Genomic DNA, 24,945 nt, shown 5'->3' with positions numbered 1-24,945 from the left:
CTATCGCAGGCGGAATGTGAGGTGTGTCGCCTGCGGCGTCTCCACCACCTGGGTCGTGCGCAGCTCGGTGCGGGTGAGTCCGTCCCAGAGGAGCGTGCCGCCGCCCAGGATCACCGGCACGAGGTGCAGTCGCAGCTCGTCCACGACCCCTGCCCTCAGGTACTGCCGGGCCAGGTCGGCCCCGCCCACGACGCAGATGTCGGCGTCGCCCGCGGCCTCGCGCGCCTGGTCAAGCGCGCTCTCGATGCCGTCGGTGACGAACGTGAAGGTGGTGGGGCCCTTGGCCAGCGTCGGCCGGGGCCGGTGGGTGACCACGAAGCACGGCCTGCCGAAGGCGCCGTCGTCGCCCCAGGGCTCCTCGCCGACGTCGAACATGCGGCGGCCGAGAAGGAAGGCGCCGGTGTTGGCGAAGGTCCGGCTCGCGATCTCCTTCTCCTGGGCGGTGGAGTCGCCGAGCAGCCAGTCGTGCAGCCGCAGGCCGTCCTCGCCGAGGGGGTGCTCGAGCGAGACGCCGGGCGCGGCGACGTACCCGTCGAGCGATGTCGTCATTTCCAGAAAAATCATCAGATCTCCCGATGAATGTGACGTATGAGACATCGACCGCAGGAATCCCCCGTGATCACTCCAGTGCTACAGGAGACAGGACACGCGAAAGGGAGCGCAACCATGTCGTACCTCATCGCCTATGACGGCTCGGCCGACTCGCGGCACGCGATCGAGTTCGCCGCCAAGCATCTCAGCGCGGAGCCCACCGTGATCGTCACCGTGTGGGAGCCGCTCATCGTGCAGCTCGCCCGGCACGGCGCGGCAGCCGCCACCCTGATCCCCGGCGAGAACGCCGAGGAAGCGCAGACGCAGGCCGTGGCGCGCGCCAAGGAGGGGGCCGAGCTGGCGGTCGCCTCCGGCCTGTCCGACGTCACCTACCGCGCGGTGGCCGACAAGAGCTCCATCTGGCAGGCCATCGTCGACCTCGCCGACGAGATCGACGCCTCGCTCGTCGTCACCGGATCGCGCGGCCTCGGCGGCGTGCGCTCGGTGCTCCTCGGCAGCGTCAGCAACCACGTGCTCCACCACGCCCGGCGCCCGACGCTGATCGTGCCTCCGACGGAAGGCCGCTGACCAGCTCGCCCCGCCCCGCTTCCCGCGGGGGGCCGTCCGCCGCCGGCCCTGCCGCTCTCGGGGGGCCGTCCGCCGCCGGTCCTGCCTCCCGCGGGGAGCCGTTCACCGGGGGCCCGGCCTCCCGCGGGGAGTCGTTGGCCGGGGTGCAGGGGAAGGGGCGCAGGTGGGTGTCGATGCGCCTGGCCCCCGGCCCCTCCTCGCCGAGCTCGTCACGCGGGTTGGCCAGCACGCACCTGTCGAGCGACAGGCACCCGCAGCCGATGCAGTCGGTGAGGTCGTCGCGCAGGCGCAGCAACTGCTCGATGCGGTCGTCCAGCTCCGTCCGCCAGGCGGCCGACAGGCGGGCCCAGTCGCCACGGGTCGGCGTGCGCCCCTCGGGCAGCTCGGCCAGGGCGTCCTTGATCGTCTTCAGCGGGATGCCGATGCGCTGCGCCAGCCGTACGAAGGCGACCCTGCGCAGGGTGTCGCGGGAGTAGCGGCGCTGGTTGCCCGCCGTGCGGCGGCTGGAGATGAGGCCCTTGGCCTCGTAGAAGTGCAGGGCGGAGACGGCCACGCCGCTGCGCTCGGACAGCTGGCCGACCGTCAGCTCCTTCGCGTTCCACGGCGCGGTCATGGCGTCACGGGCCTGTGGATGTCGCTGACGTACGCGAGTACCTGCACCGCTCCAGCCTAAACGGACCATCTTCTACGATCCGACCGTGAACACGATTCAGGCAAATTTCGAGGTCCTCGACGAGCGCTTCGCCGGTATCGGCGGCGACGAGCGGATGGAGATCCTCCACACCGGCACCCGCTGGGCCGAGGGACCCTGCTACTTCCCGGCAGGCCGCTACCTGGTCTGGAGCGACATCCCGAACGACAGGATGCTGCGCTGGGACGAGCAGTCCGGCCACGTCGGGCCCTTCCGCCGGCCGTCCGGCTACGTCAACGGCAACACCCGCGACGCGCAGGGCCGGCTCGTCTCCTGCGAGCAGGGCAACCGCAGGGTCACCCGCACCGAGCACGACGGTTCGATCACCGTTCTCGCCGACCGGTGGCAGGGCAGGCGCCTCAACAGCCCCAACGACGTGGTCGTCAAGTCGGACGGGTCGGTCTGGTTCACCGACCCGCCGTACGGGATCACCAGCGACTACGAGGGGCACCGGGCCGAGCAGGAGATCGACGGCTGCCACGTCTACCGCGTCGACCCGGTGAGCGGCGAGGTGACCCGGGTGGCCGACGGGTTCGAACGGCCGAACGGCCTGGCGTTCAGCCCCGACGAGAGCCTGCTGTACGTCGTCGACACCCGCCGCAGGCACCTGCGCGTCTTCGACGTCCACGCCGACGGCACCCTGTCGGGCGGCAAGGTGCTGGCCGAGGGCACCTCCGACGGCATCAGGCTCGACGACGCGGGCCGGATCTGGGCGGCGGGAGACGGCGGCGTGCTCTGCTTCGACCCCGACGGCACGCTCATCGGCAGGCTGGCGATCCCCGAGAAGGTCGCCAACCTGACCTTCGGCGGGCTCAAGGGCAACTGGCTGTTCATCACCGCCTCCACCTCGCTCTACGCGCTGATGACCAACGTGCGGGGGATCATTCCCAGCGGAACACCCTGACCGCGAGCGCCCCGGACACCACCAACCCCACCGCCAGCACCAGCAGGTGGGGCAGGTGGGGCGCCTGTCCCACCCACGTGTCGCCCAGCGCGCGGGCGAAGGGCCCGGCCACCGAGTAGTCGCCGATCACCCGCACGACCTCGGGAAGGTACTCGCGCGGCACCCACATGCCCGACACGAACATCAGCGGGAACATCACCGCGGACCCGATGGTCGGCGCGGCCTTGCCGTTCGGCGCCAGGGCGGCGATCACCAGCCCCATCGCCATCAGCGCCGCCGTGCCGAGCACGAACACCAGCAGGAACCCGGGCAGGTTGCGCGGCAGGCCCGGCCCGAACGCCATCAGCAGTCCGGTGGACACCACCGCGACCACCAGGTTGATCAGCAGCTGGACGGCCAGCACGCGCAGGGGCGAGACCGGCGTCGTCGACATCCTGCGCAGCACGCCCTGGTGCCGGTAGGTGGCCAGCACCGTAGGCAGCACGGTGAACGACAGCGTCAGCACCGACAGCATGACCATCAGCGCCGGGAAGGCGGGACCCGCGGCCCGGCCGAGGAAGACCAGCAGCATCAGCGGCAGGGCGATCGTGAACAGCAGCGACGCGCCGTCGCGCAGGTGCAGCCTGGCCTCGACGAGCAGGATCTTGCTCACGTCAGGCTCCTTCCGGTGAGCGAGAGGAAGACGTCCTCGAGCGTCGCCCGCTCGATGTGCAGGCCGGCGGGGACGATCCGGCGCTCCGCCAGCGCGAGCGTGACAGCCGGCGCCAGGTCGCCCGAGCCGGTGACCGTGACCTGCTCGCCGTTCCTGACCACCCCCGTGACCCCGGGTACGGCCAGCAGCAGCGCCTCCTCGACCGGCGCCGACGGCCGGAACCTGACCCGCTGCGCGGCCCCGGCCCCGCCGATGAGCGCGTCCGGCGTGTCCAGGGCGACGACCCGGCCCGAGGAGATGAGCGCCACCCTGTCGCAGAGCCGCTCCGCCTCCTCCATGAAGTGGGTGACCAGCACGATCGTGACCCCGTCCGCCCTGACCCGCTCGACCAGGTCCCAGGTGTCCCTGCGGGCCTGCGGATCGAGCCCGGTGGTCAGCTCGTCGAGCACGGCCACGCGTGGCCTGCCGACCAGGGCCAGCGCGACCGACAGCCGCTGCCGCTGGCCGCCTGACAGCTTGGCGAAGGGGGTGTTCCGCTTGGCGGACAGGCCCACCGTGTCGAGCAGCGCCCGCCAGTCGGCCGGGTCGGGATAGAAGGACGCGAAGAGGTCCAGCGCCTCCCATACCTTGATCTTGTCGGGCAGGGCGGCGCTCTGCAGCTGGACACCCAGAATGCGGCGGACGGCGGCGCGGTCGCCGACGGGGTCGTGCCCGCCGACCCTGATCGTGCCGCCTGAGGGGGTCCGCAGCCCCGCGACGCACTCGACGGTGGTGGTCTTGCCGGCGCCGTTCGGACCGAGCACGCCGAAGATCTCACCCTCGGCGACGGCGAACGAGACGTCGTCCACCGCCACGTGGTCCCCATAGCGTTTGCGGAGGTTCGCGACCTCGATGACCTTCATGTCCATGACGCTAGGAACCGGCGCGCCCACCGGTAAGGCGGCTGGATGCACGACAGGGGTGGGGCTAGGTGCAGTGTGCACGAGCCGCCGATCGCCCAGACTGGGGGCATGCTCCGCAGAAGCCTGGTGTTGATCGCGCTGGTCGCCGTCGAGGTGCCGGTGGCGTTGCTGTCGATGCTCACGTTGATCGGCGCGTTCGCCCTGGGGCTGGTTCCGTGCTTCCCGCCCACGGTCATGCTCGTCAGGCGCGTGACCGGGCTGACCAGGCGGATGGCCGGCATCGAGGCGCCGTACCACCCCGAGCCGCCCCCGCCCGTACCGCAACCGGACGGCTGGTACCGCCACGACCGCACGCTCTACAAGTCGCCGCGGGTGCCGAGGTGGAGCAACCGCTGGAAGTGGCTGTTCGGCGACCCCGCCACGTGGCGGGACTTCGTCTGGCTGCTGCTCGACCCGGTGGTGAAGGCGGTGCTGGCGCTGCCGCTGCTGGCGCTGCCGGGACCCGCGCAGCGCGTCTACGGGCGGTGGGCGGCGCTGCTGCTGGCGCCGACGGCCAAGAGCCGGCTGGCGGGCCAGGTGCGGCGGCTGGCGGAGTCGCGCACGACGACGGTCGACTCGCAGGCGGCCGAGATGCGCAGGATCGAACGCGACCTGCACGACGGCACCCAGGCGCGGCTCGTCGCGCTCGGCATGACGCTCGGCGCGGTCGAGGAACTGGTCAGGAACGATCCGGCCGCGGCCGTGGCGCTGCTGGCCAAGGCGCGGGAGGCCTCCGCGGAGGCGCTGGCCGAACTGCGCCGGGTGGTGCGCGGCATCCACCCGCCGGTCCTGGCCGAACGCGGGCTCGGCGACGCGGTGCGGGCGCTGGCCCTCGACAGCCCGCTGGCGGTGGACGTGCAGATCGACCTCCCCGTACGGCTGCAGACGCCGGTCGAGACCGCGCTCTACTTCGCGATCAGCGAGCTGCTGTCGAACGTGGCCAGGCACTCCGGCGCCGAACGCGTCACCGTCGACATCAGCCACTCCGGACGCGACGTCAACGTCCTGGTCTGGGACGACGGGCGCGGCGGGGCCGACGCCTCGCGCGGCAGCGGCCTGAACGGCATCGAACGCCGCCTCGCCGCCTTCGACGGCGTGCTCGCCGTGTCCAGCCCGGAGGGCGGCCCGACCACCGTGGCCCTGTCGGTGCCGCTGGCCCTGCCCGAGGAGTACGGCAAGCCGAAGATCCGCATGCCGTGGTGGCAGACCTCGACCGTGGTCGTGTGCTGGGGCCTGGCCTGGCTTCCGCTGTTCCCGCAGGGCCTGGTCGCGGGCGTCTTCAAGGCCCTCGACCTCGAGATCAAGTCGTGGTTCCTGGCGCTGTACCTGGACGAGTCGTGGCAGTGGCCGACGATCATCGGAATGGTCGCGCTGGGCTCGCTGATGTACGGCCTGGCGCTCTACCTGCCGATGTGCCACGACAGGGAACGCTGGATGGCCGAGTCCACCCCGAGGCGCCCCTGGCGCGGCGCATGGTGAACCGCGTCCTGGTCGCCGAGGACCTCTACCTGCTCAGGGAAGGCCTCGTCCACCTGCTCCAGGCCCACGGCTTCACCGTCGTCGCCGCCGTCGAGGACGGCCCTTCCCTCCACCGGTCGCTGATCGAGCTGCGGCCCGACGTCTCCATCGTCGACGTACGGCTGCCGCCCACCTTCACCGACGAGGGCCTGCAGGCCGCGCTGGAAGCCCGCAAGCAGATCCCCGGCCTGCCCATCCTGGTGCTGTCGCAGCACGTCGAGCAGCTGTACGCCAGGGAGCTGCTGGCCGACGGGTCGGGCGGCGTCGGCTACCTGCTGAAGGACAGGGTGTTCAACGCCGCGCAGTTCGTCGACGCCGTACGCAGGGTCGCCGAGGGCGGTACCGCGATGGACCCCGAGGTGATCGCCAAGCTGCTGGCCAGCAAGGCCAGGCACGAGCCGCTCGGCAGGCTCACGCCACGCGAGAAGGAGGTGCTGGGGGCGATGGCCGAGGGCCGGTCGAACGCCGCCATCGCCCAGCGGCTCTACCTGAGCGAGAGCGCCGTGGGCAAGCACACCGCCTCCATCTTCGCCAAGCTCGACCTCGCCCCCTCCGACGACGACAACCGGCGGGTGCTGGCCGTCCTGGCCTACCTCAACGCGGCCCGCCGCTAGCCGTCCTCAACGCGGCCCGGCGCCAGCCTTCTTCGGCCCGGCGCCAGCCGTCTTCGACGCGGCCCGGCGCCGGCCGTCGCGCCTGGCGGCGCCGTTCACGCGGCTGGGCCGGGGTCTCTGGCGCATCGAGCGCCCCTGGGGCCGCCTCCGAGCTGCGGTGGGATCATCTCGCACCGGTCCGGTTTGTCAGTGCCACCAGCTAACGTTTGGTGAGAAACCGGCGACGAAGGGATGGCTCAGGTGAAGTTCCGGGTTAACCGCGATGTGCTGGCTGACGCGGTGGCGTGGGCGGCCCGAGTCCTCCCCACCCGCCCCTCCGCTCCCGTGCTGTCCGGTCTGCTGCTCGAAGCGGGCGACGAGCTGACCCTGTCCGCCTTCGACTACGACGTCTCCGCGCGAGCGCGTATCGAGGCCGACATCGACGAGCCGGGCCAGGTCCTCATCCCTGGCAGGCTGCTCGCCGAGATCAGCCGCAGCCTGCCGCAGGAGCCGGTCCAGATCGTCACCGACGGCTCCGAGGCGGTGCTGACCTGTGGCAGCGCCGAGTTCGGGCTCGTGACGATGCCGGTCGAGGACTTTCCCACCCTGCCCACGATGCCCCCCGCCATCGGCGCGGTCGGCGGTGGCGTGTTCGCCGGAGCCGTCGGCCAGGTGGCCCCCGCCGCCAGCCGCGACGACACGCTGCCCATGCTGACCGGCATCCGGGTCGACATCGCGGGCGACTCCGTGGCCATGGCCGCCACCGACCGCTACCGCATCGCGGCCCGCGACTTCGCCTGGCGTCCCGTCCGGCCCGACGTCAACATCTCGGCGATGGTGCCGGCCAGGGTGCTGGTCGAGGTGGCCAAGTCGCTGCGCGGCGGCGAGGTGTCGATCGCGATGGGCGACGGGGTGGCGGGCTTCGAGAGCGTCGGCCGCAGCACCACCGTCCGCCTGCTGGACGAGCAGTTCATCGACTACCGCACGCGCCTGACGGCCGACTGGCCGCTGCGCGCCGACGTGCGCGTCGGCCCGTTCGTGGAGGCGATCAAGCGCGTCGCGCTCGTCGCGGAGCGCAACACCCGCATGAAGCTGTCGTTCACGCAGGGCCAGGTGCTCATCCAGGCGGGCGGCGGCGACATCGGACGCGGGGCCGAGGTGGTGGAGTGCGACCTGCGCGGCGACGACATCCAGATCGCCTTCCAGTCGCAGTTCCTGATCGACGGGCTGACCGGGATCGAGACGGAGTTCGCGCGCATCAACATGGAGTCGCCGACCAGGCCCGCCATGATCACCGACGTCCCGGGCGACGCCGACCCCGCCTTCCGCTACCTCGTCATGTCCCTCCGCCTCGTCTGACCACCCCGCGTCGCCCCACGCGCGGACACAGGTGTGCCTCCACCCGCGCTTCCGACTGATCTGCGCTCCACCCGCGTTCCGGCCGGTCCGCGCTCCACCCGCGTTCCGGCCGGTCCGCGCTCCACCCGCGTTCCGGCCGGTCCGCGCTCCACCCGCGTTCCGGCCGGTCCGCGGCTGCGGAGGCACCCGGGTGCCCGGTCGGCCTGCACGCTCGGGGGCGCTGGGTCTGATGCTGGGTCTGATTCGGTACGCCCGTGAGTCCGGGCCGCCGCGTCCGTGTGGCATGCGAGACTGTCAACCGGGTCTCGGGCCGCGCCCGTCCGGCGTGTCGGGCGTCGGGCCCGCGCTGACGTCCCGCAGGAGGCGTCGCTGGGTTCGAGGGCCATGCGGCACGTGGGGCGAGTCGAAGGTGCGCGTCTGCGTCCGTGTGGCACGTAGGGCGGCACCCAGGGCGTCAGGTCCGTACGGCACGCCGGGTCAAGCCCACCCTCCGTGCGGGCCGGCGTCCCTCCAGGGAGACGGCCGGCGAGCGTGCGGGGCCGGGGTGGCAGACGCCGGGCTCGTTGGCGTGGCGGCTTCGGCCCAGCGCGGCGGCCCAGGCGCCCAGCCATCGTCCGCGGGGACGGCTGTATGGGCGACGTTGGCCACAGGAACGGCTGTACGGGCGACGTAGCGGCGATCAGCCGGAGTCCTGCTGGAGTACGCGTGAAAGACGGGCGGCCAGCGAGTGACCCCGGTGGCCGTGGTGTGGCTTGCCGTACGGGAGGAAGGACGACCGGCCCGGCGGCGCGTGCAGGGGGAAGGACGACCGGCTCCACGCACGATGCGGAAGACGGCCATCCTCATGGCGCGGGCGAGAGACACGCCAACAAGACCTGCGGCGCACGTGGAAAGCAGCACGGCCGGTCTCGTGACCCATGCAGCACGGCCGGTCTCGTGACCCATACGGAAAGCAGTGGCGTGTGCGGGGGATGGGCGGCCGATCCCAGTGCCGCGAGTCGGTGGAGAGGGAGCCGGGGTCAGACGTCGGTCAGGGCGATGAGGATGTGTTCCATGCAGGCGTGGCCGGCGCGTTCGGCGGCGGAGGCGTCGCCTGCCGCGATGGCGCGGGCGATCGCGTCGTGGGGGATGTAGCTGGAGTTGAGCGCGTCCATCGATGTGCCCGCCGCCGTGATGCTGGCCCGCAGCGCCGCCGAGAAGTCCTCGTAGAGGTCGATCAGCACCAGGTTGTGGGTCGCGCCCACGACCGCCTTGTGGAAGGACAGGTCGGCTTCGACGAACGCCTCGGGGTTGCCGGCCTCCCACGCCCTGTCGCGGTCGGCCAGGCGCGCCTCGATGATGCGGATGTCGTCGTCGGTGCGCCTGGTGGCGGCCAGGCGCGCCGATTCGACCTCGAGTGCGCGCCTGACTTCGAGGATCTCCAGCTGTTCGGCCTGCTTGAGCCGGCGCAGCATCGCTCCTGACAGCTCGTTGGTCGCCCTGACGTAGGTGCCGTCGCCTTGCCGGCACTCGAGCAGCCCGGCGTGGGTGAGCGCGCGCACGGCTTCACGAACCGTGTTGCGTCCCACTCCGAGCTGCTCGGCGAGCACGGTCTCCGTGGGGATCTTGCCGTTGATCTGCCACGACCCTGAGGTGATCTGCTCTTTGAGCTGATCGATCACCTGGTCGACGAGCGAGGCCCGCTGCGCCGTACGCAGACTCACAGTCCGCCTCCTCCGGGGAAACCAATCATCCTATGAGTCAATGACTGGTCGACCCTAATTATTCCAGACGTGAAAACACAAATCTGGAGCTCCCGGAGTTCTTTTCAGCGGGAAAGTGGCGCGTCCACCCGCACTCCGGCCATGGCGGAGCGAACTCCTGCGGCTTCGAGGGCTCTACGATACGCCGCGGTCTGTTCGTCCTGATGACCGGCCCTGCCGTACAGGTCGCCCAGTTCGCGCCAGCATCTGGCCGCTCTCCTGTCGATCCCGTACGGCGGAGCGTGGAGCGCGTCCAGGAGCAGCCGGGCCGAGCGGAGGTGCTCGGTCGCGTCGCCGCCACTCGCGAGCGTGGCGTCGGCCAGCAGCAGGTGGGCGACCGCTGGGACCGTTCCTGGAACGTTACGGAGCAGGCTGAGCGCATTGGTGCCGAGCTCGCTCGCGCCGTCGGCGTCACCCGCCCGGAGCCGGACGCGCCCGTGCACGATCATGCTTTCGGCGTGGTCGGCGACCGTGTCGGCGAAGGCGGACAGGATCCGGCTCGCGTTCGTGGCGAACTCCTCCGCCTCCGCGGCCGTGGCGAGCCCGAGGCGCGCCCACGCCATCGAGACCTGCCCGAGGCGGACGGCCAGGCGGGCGGAGCGACCTGCGGCGATGGCGTCGTCGGCCAGCCGTACGGCCAGCGCGGAGTCTTCGCCGGCCGCGGCCACGATGCTCGCCTTCCACAGCGCGTGGATCTCAGCGGAACGGTCCACAATCTCAGGTGTCCCGGTCGAGACGAGCACCTGCCGCACGTAGGTGAGCTCAGGCGACGGGTCCGAGCGGGTCTCCACGAGTGCGGCGGCCAGCTCCACCGCCAGCTCACCCTGCGTGACGGCGAGCCTGGTGGCGTGCTCGAACGCCGCGGTGCCCAGGTCGCGTGCGCGCAGCCGGTCGCCAGCCAGGTGGTAACAGCGCGCGAGCGCGACGGCCAGCGGCAGGTCGGCAAGGCGTTCGGGATGAGCGGCAGCCTCCCTACGCAGCCGCTCATAAGCCTCGACAGCCGGTCCGAGCCTGCCCTGCGCCTCGAGCGCGCGCGCTCTGCCGAGTCTGGCGTGCGCGGCGAGCATCGCGTTCTCCTCGCCGGCGGCCTTGATGATCTCGGTGAAGCGCTCGGCGGCCACGTTCGGGTCGCCGTGCCGCAACTCCAGCTCGGCATGGCGGAGGCCGAGCTCGGTGTCGATGCGCTGTCGAGGTTCGATCCCGTGCAGGAGGAACTCGGTGGTGCATCCCAGTCGCTCGGCCAGGAGTCTGGCCACTACGGGAGTCGGTGTTCGCTTACCCGACTCGATGAGTGAGACATAACTGTCCGACAGGTCGGGCCCGGCCAGCTGGGCCTGAGACATCCGCCTGTTTAGCCGCAGTCCTCGGACGCGGTCACCGATGGTTCCCTGACTCGGCATCTCATCTCTCAGGGCGGGGAAGGGTCAATGTGTCGCAATGATTGCATGAAGCGACCGAATCGGGTATCCCCACCCGAGAAATCTCTTCACAGAGGGTTAATCGTCCCCTTCGTCCTTGCTCGGGAAAAGCATCTGACAGACCTCGAGATAAAGGGTCTCCGGATACGGGATGTACTCGACCGTGGACAGGGCCTGGTCCTGACCTGCTGACTCGAGGATGAACTCACCGTAACCGAGCATGCGACCGAGCAAGGAGCGCTGGAAGCTCATGTCGGTGACCTTCTGTAGCGGCATCATCGCGACTTTGCGCGTGATGAGGCCCGTCGTGAGCAACATCCGTTTCGAGGTCACCACGAAGTAGTCGACCGACCACTCCGCGACTTTCCATACGAAACGGATGAGCAACAGCAGCCACAGCCACCACACGACCACCAAGGCGGTGCCGCCACCCTGGTCGCCGAAGAACTTGCTGAGCAGTCCAGCGATGATCAGGCCGCCGAAGACCTCGGCGACCGGACGAAGCAGCACGGCGGGGTGTCGCCGCACCATGATGACCTGGTGTTCGTGGGGGAGTAGGTAGCGGTTGACCGACGACGGAGCAGAGTCCCCGTGGGTCACAAGTCTCATGCGAGGCTGTTGAAGAATTGGGCCAGAGAGTCGGCCGCGTTGAACACCGTGTCGAACGCGCCACGCACCGCGTCCGCCGCATCGGTTGGTCGTGCGAAGAGGTAGTACGCAACGAATGCGATACCACCATAGGTGAGGACCTTCTTGACCTGCACTGTCGCCTCCACTACCACATTCCCACTACACCCGCCGTATACATTACCCAGCCAGGTGGCTGGGTAAAGCGCTCCAGACCACGACTGTCTTACGCGTCGCGGATACAGAACTCGATCTTGACTAGCCCCGGTCGCTCGCCACGAGCGCCAGGACGTGAAGGTGCTTGCGAGCGATCCGCTCGACCAGACCCGGGTGGGCATAGCCGGTGACCTCGAGTGCGCCGTAATGCGCGGCCTCGACGCAGCGGGTGACCGTGCTCGCGGAGTGTATCCCCGCGAACTCGTCGCGAAGGGCTGATTCGACCTCCGCGTAGGGACTCGTGGCTGGCAGCTCGCTCATGGTGCTCCCCGATGCGCGCCTCGGAGCAGGAGGCGCATATGAGATACCTTCGTTACTCTTCGTACCCACGAAGCAACAGTATGTAACGAAGGGCCGGAGCCATGTCGGGGAAAGAGCCGATCAGACCACGCCGTAGAGGCGGTCGCCGGCGTCGCCGAGGCCCGGCACGATGTAGCCCTGCTCGTTCAGCCGCTCGTCGAGCGCCGCGGTCACGACCCTGATCGGCCGGCCGGAGTCGGCGAAGACCTTGTCCATGTAGGCCAGCCCCTCGGGGGCGGCCAGCAGGCACAGCGCGGTGACGTCGACGGCGCCCCGGTCGAAGAGGAACTGGATCGCCGCCGCCAGGGTGCCGCCCGTGGCCAGCATCGGGTCGACGACGAAGCACTGGCGGCCCGACAGGTCGTCCGGCAGGCGGGTGGCGTACGTCTCCGCCTGCAGGGTCGACTCGTTGCGGATCATGCCGAGGAAACCGACCTCCGCGGTGGGCAGCAGCCTGGTCATGCCGTCGAGCATGCCGAGCCCGGCCCGCAGGATGGGCACGACCAGCGGGTACGGCTTGGCCAGCCGAATCCCGTGGGCGGGAGACACCGGCGTCTGGACGGTCACGTCCGTGACCCGGACGTCGCGCGTGGCCTCGTAGGCCAGGAGAGTCACCAACTCGTCCGCGAGCCGCCGGAAAGTGGGCGAATCGGTACGGACATCTCGCAGCGTGGTCAGCTTGTGCGCGACGAGGGGGTGATCGACGACGAGGGTCTCCATAACGGACAACGCTATCTTGTGTGGAAGGTACCGGCACGTCGCGTACTTGGATTTGATCACAATTTGGCCGGACGGCCCTACGCTCGGTGGACGCTTCTGGAACCATTGGAGCTCGTAGAGGCCGCGTTGGCAGGCCGGGTGGGGAGCACGACGATGACAGACGAAGATGCGCTCGACTTCGCCATCGTGATCTATCGCGAGGACGAGTGCTGGGACGCAGAGTTGCTCCCTGTCGCTCTCACCTCCGATCTCCACGGGCTCATCCATGCGTTGAAACAGCAGCCGAGCGAGAGCGGCACGATCGGCCTGGTGGCCGTGGGCGACGAGTTCTTCGTGGCGCTGCGGGTGCTCGGCGACAGAGTCGACGTCTTCCTGTCCGACATCGCCGCCTCGTGGGACTACCCGCTGGCCCAGCAGGTGCTCGAATACCTCGACGTGCCCGTCCCCGACGAGGACGAGCTCGACGACATCCTCCAGGACGAGGACACCGTGCTGCCCGCCGGCGATCTGTCGATCTTCGTCGACCTCGGGTTGGACGAGATGGAGCTGGGCATCCTCTCCGGTGACATCGACCTTCACCCCGAGGACGTGCTGTCCAGCATCGCCGCGCGGCTCGGCTTCTCCGAGCCGTTCGAGCGAGCCATCGACTCGGTCTTCGGCTGAATCTCGGGAGCAGTGGCATGCCCTCCAGCGCCATCTTCTCGGCCGCGTTCGTCAGGACACCCGACGGGTGGAGCGGGGCCGAAGTCGATCTGAGCGAGGCGGAGATCGTCGATGACCTCGGCGACGCCGTCCAGGAGAGTCTGGGGTTGAGCGGCGACGAGCTGGCGCTGCTGTGCGTCGAGGTGGAGGACGAGTGGTTCGCCATCGCCCGCTACCGGGGCGACGAGGAGCCGCGGGTCTTCCTCTCCGACGCCCAGGCCGGCCTGTCCGACGCGCTCGGCGAGCTGTTCGCCGAGTTCGCCGGCGTCGCGCCCGACAAGGACAGCGCCGACCTCGGCGTACGGCCGGCGGGCGACTTCGAGCTGCTGAGCGACTTCGGGGTGAGCAAGGAAGAGCTGCTCGAGCTGAGCATGGAGGAGGGCGTGCTGCCCGCCGACATCCTGTCGGTCATCGCCGAGCGGCTGGCCTTCGCCGACGAGCTCGACAGGCTGCGGTGACCCCATGGGACACGGCCATGCGGCTGGCGCTCGACGAGGCGTCGGCGGCCGCGGCCAGGGGTGAGGTGCCTGTCGGGGCGGTGGTCCTCGACGCGTCGGGCGCGGTGCTGGCACGGGCCGGCAACGACCGCGAGGCGGGCGCCGACCCGACCGCGCACGCCGAGGTGCTGGCCCTGCGGGCCGCCGCCGCGTCCCTCGGCACCTGGCGGCTGGCCGGGTGCACGCTCGTGGTCACGCTGGAGCCCTGCACGATGTGCGCGGGCGCGGCGGTGCTGGCCAGGGTCGACAGGATCGTGTACGGCGCGGTCGACGCCAAGGCCGGGGCCGTCGGGTCGCTGTGGGACGTGGTGCGCGATCGCCGGCTCAACCACCGGCCCGAGGTCATCATGGGTGTGCTGGAGGACGAGTGCTCCGCGACACTCAAGGAGTTCTTCGGCACTCGCAGGATCCGGTAAGCTCATGCGCGGTGGTGTCGCCTAGTGGCCGAGGGCGCACGCCTCGAAAGCGTGTGATGGGGCAACTCATCCGTGGGTTCAAATCCCACCACCACCGCCACGACAAAGGGCCTCTGACCTGGTAACACAGTTCAGAGGCTCTTCGCATATCAAGATCATGGGGGAACCGTGGGGGAACGGGACCCCAGATGATCTAGAGCATGCGGTCTCCCGGTGACGGTGGTCGCTCGCCTTCCGAAAACGGAAGGATCACGAAATGGCTTCCATCGAGCCACGCACTAATGCGAACGGACGCACGACCTACCGAGTCGCGTGGGTCACCGGCGGCTGGCGGCAAGCGCGACAGCGAGACCTGCGACAGCAAGACCATCGCCCGCCGCTTCAAGGCCCTCGTCGAAGCCGCCGGCGAGCAGCGTCCGGAGGGATACCCCAAGCGCTGCCGAGGGCTGCACAGTGAGGAGCGGCTTCAGCCCGATCCGGTGAGGCAGCCCGAGATCAGCGCCACCACACCCGACGAGGACGCGGGCCTCCCGGTGCTCACTCTCACGCAGCTGCTGGAGACCTACCTCGAGCAGAACCTCAAGGCGGCGCCCCGCCAACTGCGATACATCCGCAGCCAGTTTGCCAAGCACGTCCAGGGCGCCGTCGTCCGCCTCCCTGACGGCTCCACGGTCGGCCCGCTCGGCGGCCTACCCATCACGGCGTTCACTCGCAAGGTGATCCAGGCCTGGGTCACCTTGATGCGAGGCCGCCGCTGGGGCAAGGACAAGAAGCCGTACAGCGCCAAGACCATCTTCAACATCCACGGCAGCGTCATCGCTCCCGTCTTCATCTACGCCGTCGAGGAAGAGTTGCTCAAGACCAACCCCTGCCGCAAGGTGCAGCTGCCCCCGCGGCCCGGCAAGGCCGTGTCCATCGACCAGGTGCCCACCGGGGAGGAGATCGCACAGTGGATCGCCGTGGCCTACGACGTCAGCCAGCTCGCCGGCGACATCACCAGCCTCGCCCTTGGCACCGGCCTGCGCTGGGGCGAACTCACCGCCCTGCGCAAGTGTGACATCGACCTCGAGCGTAAGCTCCTCACCGTCGCCGGCGCCGCACCCGCAACCTGGCCAGCGCCGACCTCCTGTTCACCGCCACCCAGGGCGGGATCCTGCTGCACTCCAACGCCTGGCACAAGACGCACTGGTCCAAGGTCCTCGACAAGGCCGCCCAGCAGGGGCTCCACAATCACGTTACGCCCCACAAGATGCGCCACGCCCACGCCACCGGCCTCCTGGCCGCCAACGTCTCCCTCGACACGGTCTCCAAGCGGCTCGGCCACAAGTCGATCGTCGTGACCGCCGACCTCTACAGCCACCTGTCGCCCGAGGCCGACATGCGTGCCGCGGACGTCATCGACGGCCTGCTCGCCCCATCCGCGCCCGCGCTGGAGGAGACAGCGTAGAAGCCGGCAGGACGAAGAAGCCCAGGACCATCCCCGGGTCCTGGGCTCCCTGCTGCTCAGCTGATGGGCTGCCGGTACTCCAGCTCATAGAGGTGGCCACCCTTGATCAAGATCGAGGCCTCGACCGGGCGCCCCGCGTCGGTGTAGATGACACGGAACTGCCTGAACACTGGCACGTCGGTCGGCAGGTTCAGGCCCTCGACCTCGTCGGGCGTTGGCTGGCGGGTAGAGATGTGGTCCACGAAGCGTCGCTGGGGAAATCCCAGTTCGGCGAGCGCCTGGGGCGCGCCTCCGCGGATTTTCTTCCGTCCGGCCAAAGGACTGCCGGCCGCGATGGTCAGTGGGTAGTACGACCACGAGAGCTCGACGGGTTCGCCGTCGTGTAGCAGGAGTCGGTGCCGCACGACCGCGAGGCCGTCGTCCAGGCCCAGCGCACTGGCGACGTCGTTGGGCGGCCGGAGCTCACCGACGTGCAGCAGTTCATAGCTGTACCCGTGTGGGGCGGGGGACTTGTAGGGAGTGGCGTCGACGACGAAGGCCTTCCGGTCCCGCACGAAGACGCCCTTGCCTGGGTGTCCGCGAACGAACCCCTCGTCCTTGAGTGCCTGGAGTGCACGCTGGATGGTCGCGTTGGCGGCGTCAAAACGGGCGACGAGATGCGCCGTGGACGGCAGTTGCTCGCCGGCCTTCATGTCGCCCGACATGATCTCCGCGCGCAGTTCCGCGGCGATCTGCTGATGCCGAGGGCGAGGGTCCACCCGCCGTACCACCTTCGTCAGGCCTTTCACTGGACGGTCATCTCGTATTGGAGCTCGCGGCCGGTGGCGATCATCGTCATCACGGCGACCTCGAACGGCGAACCGTCGATCGCGCGAGTCGTGCGGGTGAGAACGAACACCCACTCCTCCGGCGCGATCCGGAGCGTCTCCTGCTCCTCCTCGGTCGAGGGGCGGGCTTGCACGCGCTCCTCGACCTTGTGCGTTTCATAGCCCAGCTTGGCGAGAAGCGTCACCGCCCCGCCCGGAATCTTCCGCTGCTCGGCCAGTGCTGTGCCCAAGGCGAGAGCGCTCGGGTAGTAGGAATCCGTGAGCTCGGTGGGTTGGTCATCGAGGAGCACCAGGCGGCGCCGAACGACCGCGGTTTCGTTGGGGCCCAGCCGTAGCGCCTCCGCTACGCCTGGCGGAGGTACCACCTCGGCCACCTCTCGAAGCTGGTTCGAGCCGACATGTCCGTGCTGGGAGGCCTCTTCGGACCAGGCATCCCGTTCCCCGGAGGCGCGCGGTCTGATGTAGGGCGCAGAAACGCTGGTCCAGCGCAGGTCTGGCATGCGCTCCTCCAGAGGTCGCAGAAGGCCAATACCAGCCACCGTACCGGTTGGGCACGTGACCCACCGATCAAGGGGATATCAGGATGGACCGTATCAGCCTTGATGCTTTTCGCGAATTGCAGTAAGGTTGGCGCAATGAAACGTTGATCCTTCTGTAGTTGGGGTGGCTCGGCACATCGCGCTGCTCCAGGCACGAAACGGGCCCGCACCGGCGCTGCACACGACCGGAACGGGCCCTTGATCGCACGTGGAGGTGCGACCCGTGGACAACCCTAGACCCCCGACCGAGGCTCCACCACAGCCGGACATACAACTCACACGCCCGTGTACGGCCCGTGCTTCAGTACCTCGAGGCCGCCCCTTCCCCTGGGCTGCGGCGTCTGCGGTCACGCCCCTTACGAGCACGGGGAGACCGGTTGCGGGCACGTGCCAGCGCATGCGTACGTGACGCCGAGCGCCGAGGCAATCGCCGCCCGCTGGGACCTGATTCGCGCGGCGGGCATCCAGGGGCGGCACATGCCGGCGACCGACTGGTTTCCGCCGGTCGACTGCGCCACGAAACCCGCCGAGCAGGCCCTCGCGTCTCCCGCGCCTGCCACTGCCGGTGAGGTCGCGCCGCTCGAGCAGCCGACGCCCCGCCTCGAACTGGTCGACACAACGGCGGCCGCACCCTTCGACCGGAGCCTCGCCGCGGCGTGCCGCGCCCCGGCCGCACTCCTGGCCACTGACCATCAGGCGTGGCCGCGACCTGCCGCGCGCCGGGCGGTGGATGCCGAGCGTGATCGAGCCGCACCCGCCAGCGCGATGCATCGCCGACGCCGCACGGCCGCCCGCGCGGCACCTCGGCTGTCTACTCCTCGTGGGGCTCCTCCGGGCAGTAACGCGCCGAGCCGAGGTATCACCGCAGCGGGGGTGGCGGCATGACGTGCTGTGCTGAATGCGCCGCCGCCGTCTCCCGGCTGACCCCCGCGCAGTCCGAGAACCTGCGGGCGCTGATCTTGCGCGCCGCCTACCCGAGCTGGCGGATCACAGTGGGCCGCGACGGCGTGTGGTGGGCCGCTGGCAGGTGCCCCGACCCAACGTGCGGCAGGTGCGTGCGCACGCTGGCCGCGCCCACGCCTGGCGGTCTGGTCAGGGAGTTGAGGCTACACCGGGTCCCCGGTCCCCGACTCCTGCAGCTGAGGAGGGCTTGTGCCTGAGGACGAACTGCGGCGACGCCACCGGCTTCCGGACGGTACCCAGCGCTGGCCCGACTGTACCGAGGTTGGGCCCCTCGGACAGGCGGCGATGGCGCGCATCCGGGAAACGCTGCAGCGGCTCCAATCTGCGGACACGCGGCAGGAGCCCGACGAGAACGAGCAGGAGCCCAGCACATGACAGGCCTGCCATCGAACGTCATCAAGGTCACTGTGCAAGGTGCGAAGACGAGTGGGACTTGCGCGCCGGCGGTCTCGCGATCGGCCGCCGATACTTCGGCGCCTCGGCTGAGCTGGAGATCGTGAGCATCGAGGTCGGTAACGACTTTCCAGGCTTCGGCAGGGTCACGGTGCGCGGCGTGGCGCGAAGCGATCGCGTTGTCCGCTGGCGGCAGAAGCTGCTGGAGCACGTCGCGGTTGCCGCCGAGATGTGGGCGTTCGAGCGCGCCCACCTCCGCGGCGAGGTCGACGCGCGTTGGCTGCTGCGCTGGACGGCCGGATACGCCCGGACAAAGCGCCGTACGCCCACCTGGCCGCGGCTCCGGCGCTGATGCTGGGTTCATGGACGACGACGGGTACCCATTGCGGTCACGAAGGGAGGTGCTCGGTGCCGGTGGGGTGCCATTGGCCTTTAGGTAAAGAGCAGTCTGCCCAACCCGAATAAGTGCCATGTTTCGGCTGATAGCTGACCGCTGTTAAGTTGCCAGCGAGGCCCCCCAGAAGGGAGGCAAGCGATGCGCCCCATATCGCGTCTTCGGCAAGCCGTCATTCTCACATCGGCCGGCGCCGTCGCGTTGACCCTGGCATCCACGTCTGCAGCCCAGTCAACAGCCGGGATCCCCGCCAATACGTTCGCTGAGCTCAAGAGCACTCAGTGCGAGTTTGCGGACTGGGTGTACAACCCCGATAAGTCCGCTTTCCCCGACACGCCAGTAGGACGTGTGACGTACAAAATGCAGCGATACCACATGGAACAAGCGGTCTTGTGTCTCGTCAATGAGGCGCGCGCCCGTCACCTCAGGCCGGTGGGTCGTCGGCTGCGCCCCCTCGTGATAGGCCGGATGATCAGAGGGACGCCGCCCGCCAAGATTGCCGCCCAGCGGCATGCTGATGACGCAGCCAGACTCCGCTGGTGGGGAACCGTCGCGCAAGTCGGGAACTGCGTCCCAAGGGAGAAACAGCCCGATCTGTGCGATCCACACATCAACCCAGAGACCAAGACGACCCCAGAAATCCGTGCGCGGGACGCGGGCTTCGGCATCCGCGTCCCCTGCAAGCAGTTCTGGCTCGCCGAGAACACCTACACGGGCGCAGGCCGTGAGAGCGTGACGCCCCGGGCAGCCGTCAACTGGTGGATGAATAGCCCCGACCATCGAGCCAATATCCTCAGCCCGGTGTTCACCACCATGTACGTCGGCATCGCGTTGGGCAGCGCAGACCCAGCCGACGGGTCCACCACCCCAGCCAACACATACGTACAAATGTTCACACGCTGCGACCAGTGATGCGCTCGACGACGGGTGTCTCGGCCACCGAGCCCGCCCGCACCTTGAACGCGCATGATTGGGCATGACCTGCCCCTGTCCCTGCTGATTTGCTGCACGTGCGTCCAGTCGGATAGGCGTTCCAGACCCGGATAAAGCGTCGTTCGCTCACCTGAGAACCGCGCCAGCGCGATGCTGAGCTCACGGACGACGACGCGGTCACGCCTCCAGCGGCGGGCCGAACCGCAATCGCAGCTGGCCGGCCTCGGTCTGGCGCTCAGCTGAACACCTGCGCCGCCTGTTCGACCGCCAGGATCTCGAACAGCTCGCCGTCCACTAGCGACAACTAATGGGGGTAATTGGATAGGCCCCAGTGGGAGCAACTGCCCGCGACGGTGCGCGCCGAAGTCCAGGACGTCGTCGGACTCGTGCTGAAGTCGGAGGCGGCGCATCAGGGCCTCATGCCGGGGATCGCCGCGACCCTGTACACGGAGGACGGCGGCAAGGCGTTTCTCAAGGCCGTCCCGCTCGGCAGCCCGGCCGCCCACCTGTACGAGCGGGAGCGCTGGGCCGGGACGATCCTGCCCGCCAGCGCGCCGGCCCCGCGGATGACGTGGAGCGGCGACGACAACGGCTGGATCGCGATGCTGTTCGAGCACCTCGCCGGCCGCCGCGCCGACCTGTCCCCCGGCTCGGCCGACGTGCCCGCGGTCCTCGCAACGCTCAGCAAGCTCGCCACCCTCAAGGCACCTGAGCAGGGGGCGCCCCTCGTCGCCGACAACGTCGAGTTCCTCCTGGCCAAAGGCAGGCACCTGATGGCCAAGCCCTCTCACGAGGTGCCCGACCAGGCGATGTACACCGCCGCCATCGAGGGGTTCGACGTCGCCGCCCTGGCCGGTGGCGCGCTCCTGCACTACGACCTGCACGCCGGCAACCTCATGGTCACGGCTGAGGGCGTGCGGGTCATCGACTGGGGGTTCGCTGCCGGCGGCGCCCCTTGGGTGGACGCGGTCATGCTCGCGCCGCGCCTGATCGAGGCCGGGCACACGCCCGCCCAGGCCGAGGAGCTCCTGGCGCCCGCATGGGCGTCGGCGCCAGAGCGTGCGGTGACCGGGCTCGCCGCCTTGTGGACGCTGTTCCGTCTCTACAAGGCCATGTACGTCGAGGAGGGTCGCGAGTTCCGTAGTCGCGCTGTCTCCGCCGGCTGTGCCTGGGTGGAGTACCGCACCCGATAGCCAGCACATGGCAAAACCAACGCCTCGCCCCGATGGGCGGGGCGTTCTCTGTCTCAGGCGCGGGCCGCGATCCGCTGCTTCTCGGCGTCCGAGGTGGGTGGCACGGTGCCCCGTCACGGCAGCCCGCGAGGGACCTCAAACAGCCGCAGCCGCTCCGCTCGCGCCTCGATCAAGTCGGCCGTCGCCTGCTCATCCCACTCGCCCGGACACCAGCATCGCCGCGGCGTGCCCGGCGTCACGGCCGGTGTGGTCCAAGCTTCCCGCGATTCGGGGGAACGGCTCGGCCGAGACCGTTCGAGTTCGTCCGGAACCATGTGGCCTCATCCCGGCCTCTGCGGGCTACGATCCGCGTCACCGAAGGCCAAGAAGGCGTGCGGTTCTGGTTCGAATCCCACCACGACCGCTTCTGGGAAGGGTCGCCGACGGGCGGCCCTTTTCGGTTGCCACGAGTAGTAGTAGTGCGTGGTCGACTTCCGCCGCACGAGCATGCGGAAGGCCCACCAGGGCAGCCACACGAACAGCCCCCACAGACCGCACGTGGCCACGGTCAGCGCGAAGTGCGCCAGGTGGGTTGCCGGGCTCAGGCCGCGCCGCTTGGTGACCGACCTGACGTGCCGCGGATGGACGGGCACGACCATGCGGACGTACGGCGGTGGCGTGCCGGGCTGAGGCGGTGGGTGACCCATGGCGAACCCCCATGACCAGGGAAACCGTCACCTGGAACGTTGCCGCTCGCGGGCCATGGGAATCGTCACGGTCGTGGCGGATCGTGGAAAGGGCCGTCGATCGTCAGCGATCAACGGCCCTTCGCGTCGTCCTCGTCGTGGGTCACGAGGGCAGTTCCAGGACCCGGGCGTGGAGGATCGAGCGCTGGTGGAGCGCGGCCCGCAGGGCGCGGTGCAGGCCGTCCTCCAGGTAGAGCTCGCCCTGCCACTGCACCACGTGGGGGAACAGGTCGCCGTAGAACGTCGAGTCGGCGGCCAGCAGCGAGTGCAGGTCGAGCATCGCCTTGGTGGTGACCAGCGAGTCGAGCCGGACCTGCCGCGGAGGGATCTGCGCCCATTCGCGATTGCTCAGACCGTGTTCTGGATATGGGCGACCGTCGCCGACCAACTTAAAGATCACCCCATCGATTTTAGAAGAGATTCCACCTTTTCGCCTTCTTTGCAGGTCAGGCGCCCTTTGGAACGGTCAGACGCCCCTCTGGAAGGTGTCGCACTGCTCCGGGGAGCCCGTCTCGTATCCGGTGGTGAACCACCTGACGCGCTGCTGCGCCGTGCCGTGCGTGAACGCCTCGGGGTCGACCCTGCCCTGGGTGCGCTCCTGGATCCGGTCGTCGCCGACCGCCGCCGCCGCGTCGAGCGCCTGCTGGATGTCGGAGCGGGTGAACGGCTTCTCGTAGAACCCGGTGTCCACGGCGTGCTTGGCCCAGACGCCGGCGTAGCAGTCGGCCTGCAGTTCGAGCTTCACCGATCCGCTGTCGGGGCCCTGCCGGTCCTGGCCGACGCGGTCCATCTGGCCGGTCAGGTTCTGCACGTGGTGACCGTACTCGTGGGCGATCACGTAGGCCTGCGCGAAAGGCCCGCCTTCGGCGCCGAACCTGGACTGCAGGACGTCGAAGAAGCTCAGGTCGAGGTAGACCTGCTCGTCGCGCGGGCAGTAGAACGGCCCGACGGAGGAGTCGGCCGCTCCGCAGCCGGTGTTCGTCGCCTGGGAGAACAGGACCGTCTTGGCGGGCCGGTAGCCGTCGAGCCCGCTCCAGTACTCCTGGATGCTGTTGACGACGCCGACGACGCGGCACTTGTCCGACTGGTCGGCGTCCGAGCCTTTCCTGCACTGCGCGGACAGGTTGGCGGTGGGCGGTAACCCTTCAGGTTCGCGGCCCATGATGTCCCCGGGGTTCACCCCGAAGACGAGGGCCGCGATCAGCGCGATGATGCCGGTGATGCCGCCCACGGCGAGCCCGCCGCCGGGGAAACGGCCGCCGCCGGTGCGCTCCTCGACCTGTGAGGCGTCGAGGTCGGCCTGGTCTCGGAAATCCATGCCCTCGCATCTGCCCGGGGCCGGGGTGATCAGTCCGGCACCCGGGCCGACCGGCCCCGATCAGATGCCACCGGGCTCAGATGGCACCGGGGTCAGATGCCGCCGGGGTCAGATGGCACCGGGATCAGATGGCATCAGGATCAGATGCCTCCGGTGAAGGTGTCGCAGCGGCCGGGGTCGCCGCTCTCGTAGCCGGTGCTGAACCACTTCTCGCGTTGCGCGGAGGTGCCGTGGGTGAAGGCGTCGGGCACGACCATGCCCGTGGTCCGGCGCTGGATGCTGTCGTCGCCGACGGCCGAGGCGGCGCTGAGGGCCTCGTCGATGTCGGCCTGCGTGAACGGCTGGGTGTAGAAGCCGGTGCGCACCGCGTTGTGGGCCCACACGCCCGCGTAGCAGTCGGCCTGCAGTTCGAGGCGGACGGCGCCGCTGGTGGCGCCCCGTCGGCCGTGGCCGACCCTGTCCATGGTGCCGACCAGGTTCTGGATGTGGTGACCGTACTCGTGGGCGATCACGTACGCCTGGGCGAAGGGGCCGCCCTTCGCGCCGAAGTCGCGCTGGAGGGTGTCGAAGAACGTCAGGTCGAGGTACACCTTCTGGTCGGCGGGGCAGTAGAACGGGCCGACCGAGGCGTCGGCCGGGCCGCAGGCGGTGTTGACGGCCCGGGAGAACAGCACGGTCTTGGCCGGGGTGTAGGTGCGGTCGCGCTCGGCGAAGGCCTGCCGCCAGTAGGCCTGGATGCTGTTGACGGTGCCGACGATGCGGCAGTCCTCCGACTGGTCGGCGTCCGCGCCGGTACGGCAGCGGGCGGCCAGGTTGCCGCTCGGCGACCCCTGTGGCGCGGGCAGCGACTGCTGGGGTTGGCGGGCGGGCTCGTCGATGGAGATGTTCGTCGGGACGATCTGGAACAGGAACAGTGCGGCGATGCCGACCAGCAGGAGCAGGCAGCCGGCGCCCTTGCCGCCGACCGGGACGGAGCAGCCGCCGGGCAGCATGCCGCCGCTCGGCCCCCGGCCCGGCCCTGGTCCGGGCCCGGCGGCTCTGACGTCCTCGACCTGGGAGGGGTCAAGCTCGGCATCGTCCTCGAACTGCATGTCGATGCCCTTCCCGGGTCATTGGTCAAATACGCTCCGTAATTGTGCAAAATGGGGCACATGATGGGTGGACTTATCGGGATTGCATTGGTGTCGCTCGGCATGGTCCTCACCCCGGGACCGAACATGATCTATCTGATCTCTCGCTCGATCACCCAAGGCAGGCGGGCGGGCCTCATCTCGTTGATGGGCGTGATGCTCGGCTTCACGCTCTACCTGACCGCCACGTGCCTCGGCCTCACCGCGATCTTCGCGCTGGTGCCCGCGGCGTACACGGCGCTGAAGCTGGCCGGCGCGGCCTACCTCGGATGGTTGGCGTGGAAGGCGCTCAAGCCCGGCGGCGGCTCGGTGTTCGAGCCGAGGGAACTGGAGCCCGTCTCGCCGCGCAGGCTCTTCTCCATGGGGCTTGTCACCTGCCTGCTCAACCCGAAGATCGCGATTCTCTACCTGTCGCTGCTGCCGCAGTTCATCGACCCCCAGGCCGGGCACATCCTGCTCCAGAGCCTCGCGCTGGGCTCGGTCCAGGTCGCCATCGGCACCGTCGTCAACGGCCTGATCGCGATCTCCGCCGGCACGCTGGCCGCGTTCCTGGCCAGTCGCCCGCTGTGGGTGCGCGTCCAGCGCTACTTCATGGGCACCGTCCTCGGCGGCATGGCCATCCACCTGGCCATGGACCGCTCGCGCGCGGTGGTCGCCGCCTGACGGCG

26 protein-coding genes, 1 tRNA gene and 2 pseudogenes are annotated in these 24,945 nt (G+C 69.5%); 14 read left to right on the top strand and 15 right to left on the bottom strand.

What is annotated here, in order from left to right:
• Positions 1–549: a dihydrofolate reductase family protein gene (locus tag ABZX22_RS37325; protein ID WP_354919168.1), complete on the bottom strand. Its 549-nt coding sequence runs from the start codon at positions 547–549 to the stop codon at positions 1–3.
• Between the two features lie 117 nt (positions 550–666).
• On the opposite strand from ABZX22_RS37325, the gene ABZX22_RS37320 reads away from it, so the two are divergent.
• The gene (locus ABZX22_RS37320) at positions 667–1,119 is read left to right on the top strand and encodes a universal stress protein (protein WP_354919165.1); all 453 of its coding nucleotides are present in this window, start codon (positions 667–669) and stop codon (positions 1,117–1,119) included.
• A gap of 172 nt (positions 1,120–1,291) precedes the next feature.
• Here the strand turns inward: ABZX22_RS37320 and soxR are convergent.
• Positions 1,292–1,732, bottom strand: a pseudogene (soxR, locus tag ABZX22_RS37315) (redox-sensitive transcriptional activator SoxR); the annotation flags it as partial.
• An 85-nt stretch (positions 1,733–1,817) separates the two neighbouring features.
• Between soxR and ABZX22_RS37310 the strand changes: the two are divergent.
• Entirely contained in the window at positions 1,818–2,714 is an 897-nt protein-coding gene (locus tag ABZX22_RS37310) for an SMP-30/gluconolactonase/LRE family protein (protein ID WP_354919162.1), read from the top strand.
• Here ABZX22_RS37310 and ABZX22_RS37305 read toward each other — a convergent pair.
• Together ABZX22_RS37305 and ABZX22_RS37300 are read right to left on the bottom strand one after the other, a co-directional pair.
• Entirely contained in the window at positions 2,692–3,366 is a 675-nt protein-coding gene (locus ABZX22_RS37305) for an ABC transporter permease (protein WP_354919159.1), read from the bottom strand. The two genes, ABZX22_RS37310 and ABZX22_RS37305, sit on opposite strands and share 23 nt — an antisense overlap.
• Positions 3,363–4,268, bottom strand: coding sequence for an ABC transporter ATP-binding protein (locus ABZX22_RS37300; RefSeq protein WP_354919156.1), 906 nt, complete (start codon positions 4,266–4,268; stop codon positions 3,363–3,365). The genes ABZX22_RS37305 and ABZX22_RS37300 overlap by 4 nt, the downstream gene beginning before the upstream one ends.
• A gap of 108 nt (positions 4,269–4,376) precedes the next feature.
• Here ABZX22_RS37300 and ABZX22_RS37295 point away from each other — a divergent pair, with 108 nt between their 5' ends.
• From ABZX22_RS37295 to dnaN, 3 genes are all read left to right on the top strand, one after another.
• Entirely contained in the window at positions 4,377–5,786 is a 1,410-nt protein-coding gene (locus tag ABZX22_RS37295) for a histidine kinase (protein ID WP_354919153.1), read from the top strand.
• Positions 5,780–6,439, top strand: a complete 660-nt coding sequence (locus ABZX22_RS37290; RefSeq protein ID WP_354919150.1) for a response regulator transcription factor — start codon at positions 5,780–5,782, stop codon at positions 6,437–6,439. Before ABZX22_RS37295 ends, ABZX22_RS37290 begins: the two co-directional genes overlap by 7 nt.
• Positions 6,440–6,679: 240 nt before the next feature.
• Positions 6,680–7,777 (top strand): DNA polymerase III subunit beta, encoded by a 1,098-nt coding sequence (gene dnaN, locus ABZX22_RS37285; protein WP_354919147.1) that lies wholly within the window; start codon positions 6,680–6,682, stop codon positions 7,775–7,777.
• Between the two features lie 1,019 nt (positions 7,778–8,796).
• Here dnaN and ABZX22_RS37280 read toward each other — a convergent pair.
• The 6 genes from ABZX22_RS37280 to upp all read right to left on the bottom strand — a co-directional run bounded on the left by ABZX22_RS37280 (position 8,797) and on the right by upp (position 12,800).
• Positions 8,797–9,480, bottom strand: a complete 684-nt coding sequence (locus tag ABZX22_RS37280) for a FadR/GntR family transcriptional regulator (RefSeq protein WP_354919144.1) — start codon at positions 9,478–9,480, stop codon at positions 8,797–8,799.
• A gap of 104 nt (positions 9,481–9,584) precedes the next feature.
• A complete protein-coding gene (locus ABZX22_RS37275) occupies positions 9,585–10,919 on the bottom strand; it encodes a helix-turn-helix transcriptional regulator (RefSeq protein WP_354919141.1) in 1,335 nt (444 codons plus the stop codon).
• Positions 10,920–11,015: 96 nt separating this feature from the next.
• A complete protein-coding gene (locus ABZX22_RS37270) occupies positions 11,016–11,546 on the bottom strand; it encodes a PH domain-containing protein (protein ID WP_192778731.1) in 531 nt (176 codons plus the stop codon).
• Entirely contained in the window at positions 11,543–11,701 is a 159-nt protein-coding gene (locus tag ABZX22_RS37265; RefSeq protein ID WP_354919137.1) for a hypothetical protein, read from the bottom strand. The genes ABZX22_RS37270 and ABZX22_RS37265 overlap by 4 nt, the downstream gene beginning before the upstream one ends.
• A gap of 121 nt (positions 11,702–11,822) precedes the next feature.
• Positions 11,823–12,041: a hypothetical protein gene (locus ABZX22_RS37260; RefSeq protein ID WP_354919134.1), complete on the bottom strand. Its 219-nt coding sequence runs from the start codon at positions 12,039–12,041 to the stop codon at positions 11,823–11,825.
• 120 nt (positions 12,042–12,161) lie between these two features.
• The gene (gene upp / locus ABZX22_RS37255) at positions 12,162–12,800 is read right to left on the bottom strand and encodes a uracil phosphoribosyltransferase (protein WP_354919131.1); all 639 of its coding nucleotides are present in this window, start codon (positions 12,798–12,800) and stop codon (positions 12,162–12,164) included.
• Between the two features lie 153 nt (positions 12,801–12,953).
• Here upp and ABZX22_RS37250 point away from each other — a divergent pair, with 153 nt between their 5' ends.
• From ABZX22_RS37250 to ABZX22_RS37230, 5 genes and pseudogenes are all read left to right on the top strand, one after another.
• On the top strand, positions 12,954–13,463 hold the full coding sequence (locus ABZX22_RS37250) for a tRNA adenosine deaminase-associated protein (RefSeq protein WP_354919128.1): 510 nt from the start codon (positions 12,954–12,956) through the stop codon (positions 13,461–13,463).
• Between the two features lie 17 nt (positions 13,464–13,480).
• Positions 13,481–13,960, top strand: coding sequence for a tRNA adenosine deaminase-associated protein (locus tag ABZX22_RS37245; RefSeq protein ID WP_354919126.1), 480 nt, complete (start codon positions 13,481–13,483; stop codon positions 13,958–13,960).
• A gap of 17 nt (positions 13,961–13,977) precedes the next feature.
• A complete protein-coding gene (gene tadA / locus ABZX22_RS37240) occupies positions 13,978–14,415 on the top strand; it encodes a tRNA adenosine(34) deaminase TadA (protein ID WP_354919300.1) in 438 nt (145 codons plus the stop codon).
• A 10-nt stretch (positions 14,416–14,425) separates the two neighbouring features.
• Positions 14,426–14,515: transfer RNA gene (locus tag ABZX22_RS37235), tRNA-Ser, on the top strand.
• A gap of 1,008 nt (positions 14,516–15,523) precedes the next feature.
• Positions 15,524–15,724, top strand: a pseudogene (locus ABZX22_RS37230) (hypothetical protein); the annotation flags it as partial.
• A 194-nt stretch (positions 15,725–15,918) separates the two neighbouring features.
• On the opposite strand, the gene ABZX22_RS37225 reads toward ABZX22_RS37230, so the two are convergent.
• Positions 15,919–16,650, bottom strand: coding sequence for a GntR family transcriptional regulator (locus tag ABZX22_RS37225; protein ID WP_354919123.1), 732 nt, complete (start codon positions 16,648–16,650; stop codon positions 15,919–15,921).
• Complete coding sequence (locus ABZX22_RS37220; protein WP_354919121.1) at positions 16,647–17,189, bottom strand: UTRA domain-containing protein; 543 nt, start codon at positions 17,187–17,189, stop codon at positions 16,647–16,649. The genes ABZX22_RS37225 and ABZX22_RS37220 overlap by 4 nt, the downstream gene beginning before the upstream one ends.
• A 1,435-nt stretch (positions 17,190–18,624) precedes the next feature.
• Here ABZX22_RS37220 and ABZX22_RS37215 point away from each other — a divergent pair.
• The 3 genes from ABZX22_RS37215 (at position 18,625) to ABZX22_RS37205 (ending at position 21,104) form a co-directional block, all read left to right on the top strand.
• Entirely contained in the window at positions 18,625–18,936 is a 312-nt protein-coding gene (locus tag ABZX22_RS37215) for a hypothetical protein (protein WP_354919118.1), read from the top strand.
• Positions 18,937–19,119: 183 nt separating this feature from the next.
• Positions 19,120–19,890: a CAP domain-containing protein gene (locus ABZX22_RS37210; protein WP_354919115.1), complete on the top strand. Its 771-nt coding sequence runs from the start codon at positions 19,120–19,122 to the stop codon at positions 19,888–19,890.
• Positions 19,891–20,228: 338 nt separating this feature from the next.
• The gene (locus tag ABZX22_RS37205) at positions 20,229–21,104 is read left to right on the top strand and encodes an aminoglycoside phosphotransferase family protein (protein WP_354919112.1); all 876 of its coding nucleotides are present in this window, start codon (positions 20,229–20,231) and stop codon (positions 21,102–21,104) included.
• Between the two features lie 828 nt (positions 21,105–21,932).
• Here the strand turns inward: ABZX22_RS37205 and ABZX22_RS37200 are convergent.
• From ABZX22_RS37200 to ABZX22_RS37190, 3 genes are all read right to left on the bottom strand, one after another.
• Positions 21,933–22,229, bottom strand: coding sequence for a type II toxin-antitoxin system VapB family antitoxin (locus ABZX22_RS37200; RefSeq protein WP_354919110.1), 297 nt, complete (start codon positions 22,227–22,229; stop codon positions 21,933–21,935).
• Positions 22,230–22,295: 66 nt separating this feature from the next.
• Positions 22,296–23,147: a neutral zinc metallopeptidase gene (locus ABZX22_RS37195; protein ID WP_354919107.1), complete on the bottom strand. Its 852-nt coding sequence runs from the start codon at positions 23,145–23,147 to the stop codon at positions 22,296–22,298.
• A gap of 140 nt (positions 23,148–23,287) precedes the next feature.
• On the bottom strand, positions 23,288–24,238 hold the full coding sequence (locus tag ABZX22_RS37190) for a neutral zinc metallopeptidase (RefSeq protein ID WP_354919104.1): 951 nt from the start codon (positions 24,236–24,238) through the stop codon (positions 23,288–23,290).
• Positions 24,239–24,298: 60 nt separating this feature from the next.
• Here ABZX22_RS37190 and ABZX22_RS37185 point away from each other — a divergent pair, with 60 nt between their 5' ends.
• Positions 24,299–24,940 carry a LysE family translocator gene (locus ABZX22_RS37185; RefSeq protein WP_354919102.1) on the top strand — a complete coding sequence of 214 codons (642 nt, stop codon included), beginning with the start codon at positions 24,299–24,301 and terminating at the stop codon, positions 24,938–24,940.
• Positions 24,941–24,945 lie beyond the last annotated feature (5 nt).

The organism is Nonomuraea sp. NPDC003804, assembly GCF_040610675.1.
Taxonomy (GTDB): domain Bacteria; phylum Actinomycetota; class Actinomycetes; order Streptosporangiales; family Streptosporangiaceae; genus Nonomuraea.
This window is presented reverse-complemented; position numbering and strand designations above follow the sequence as displayed.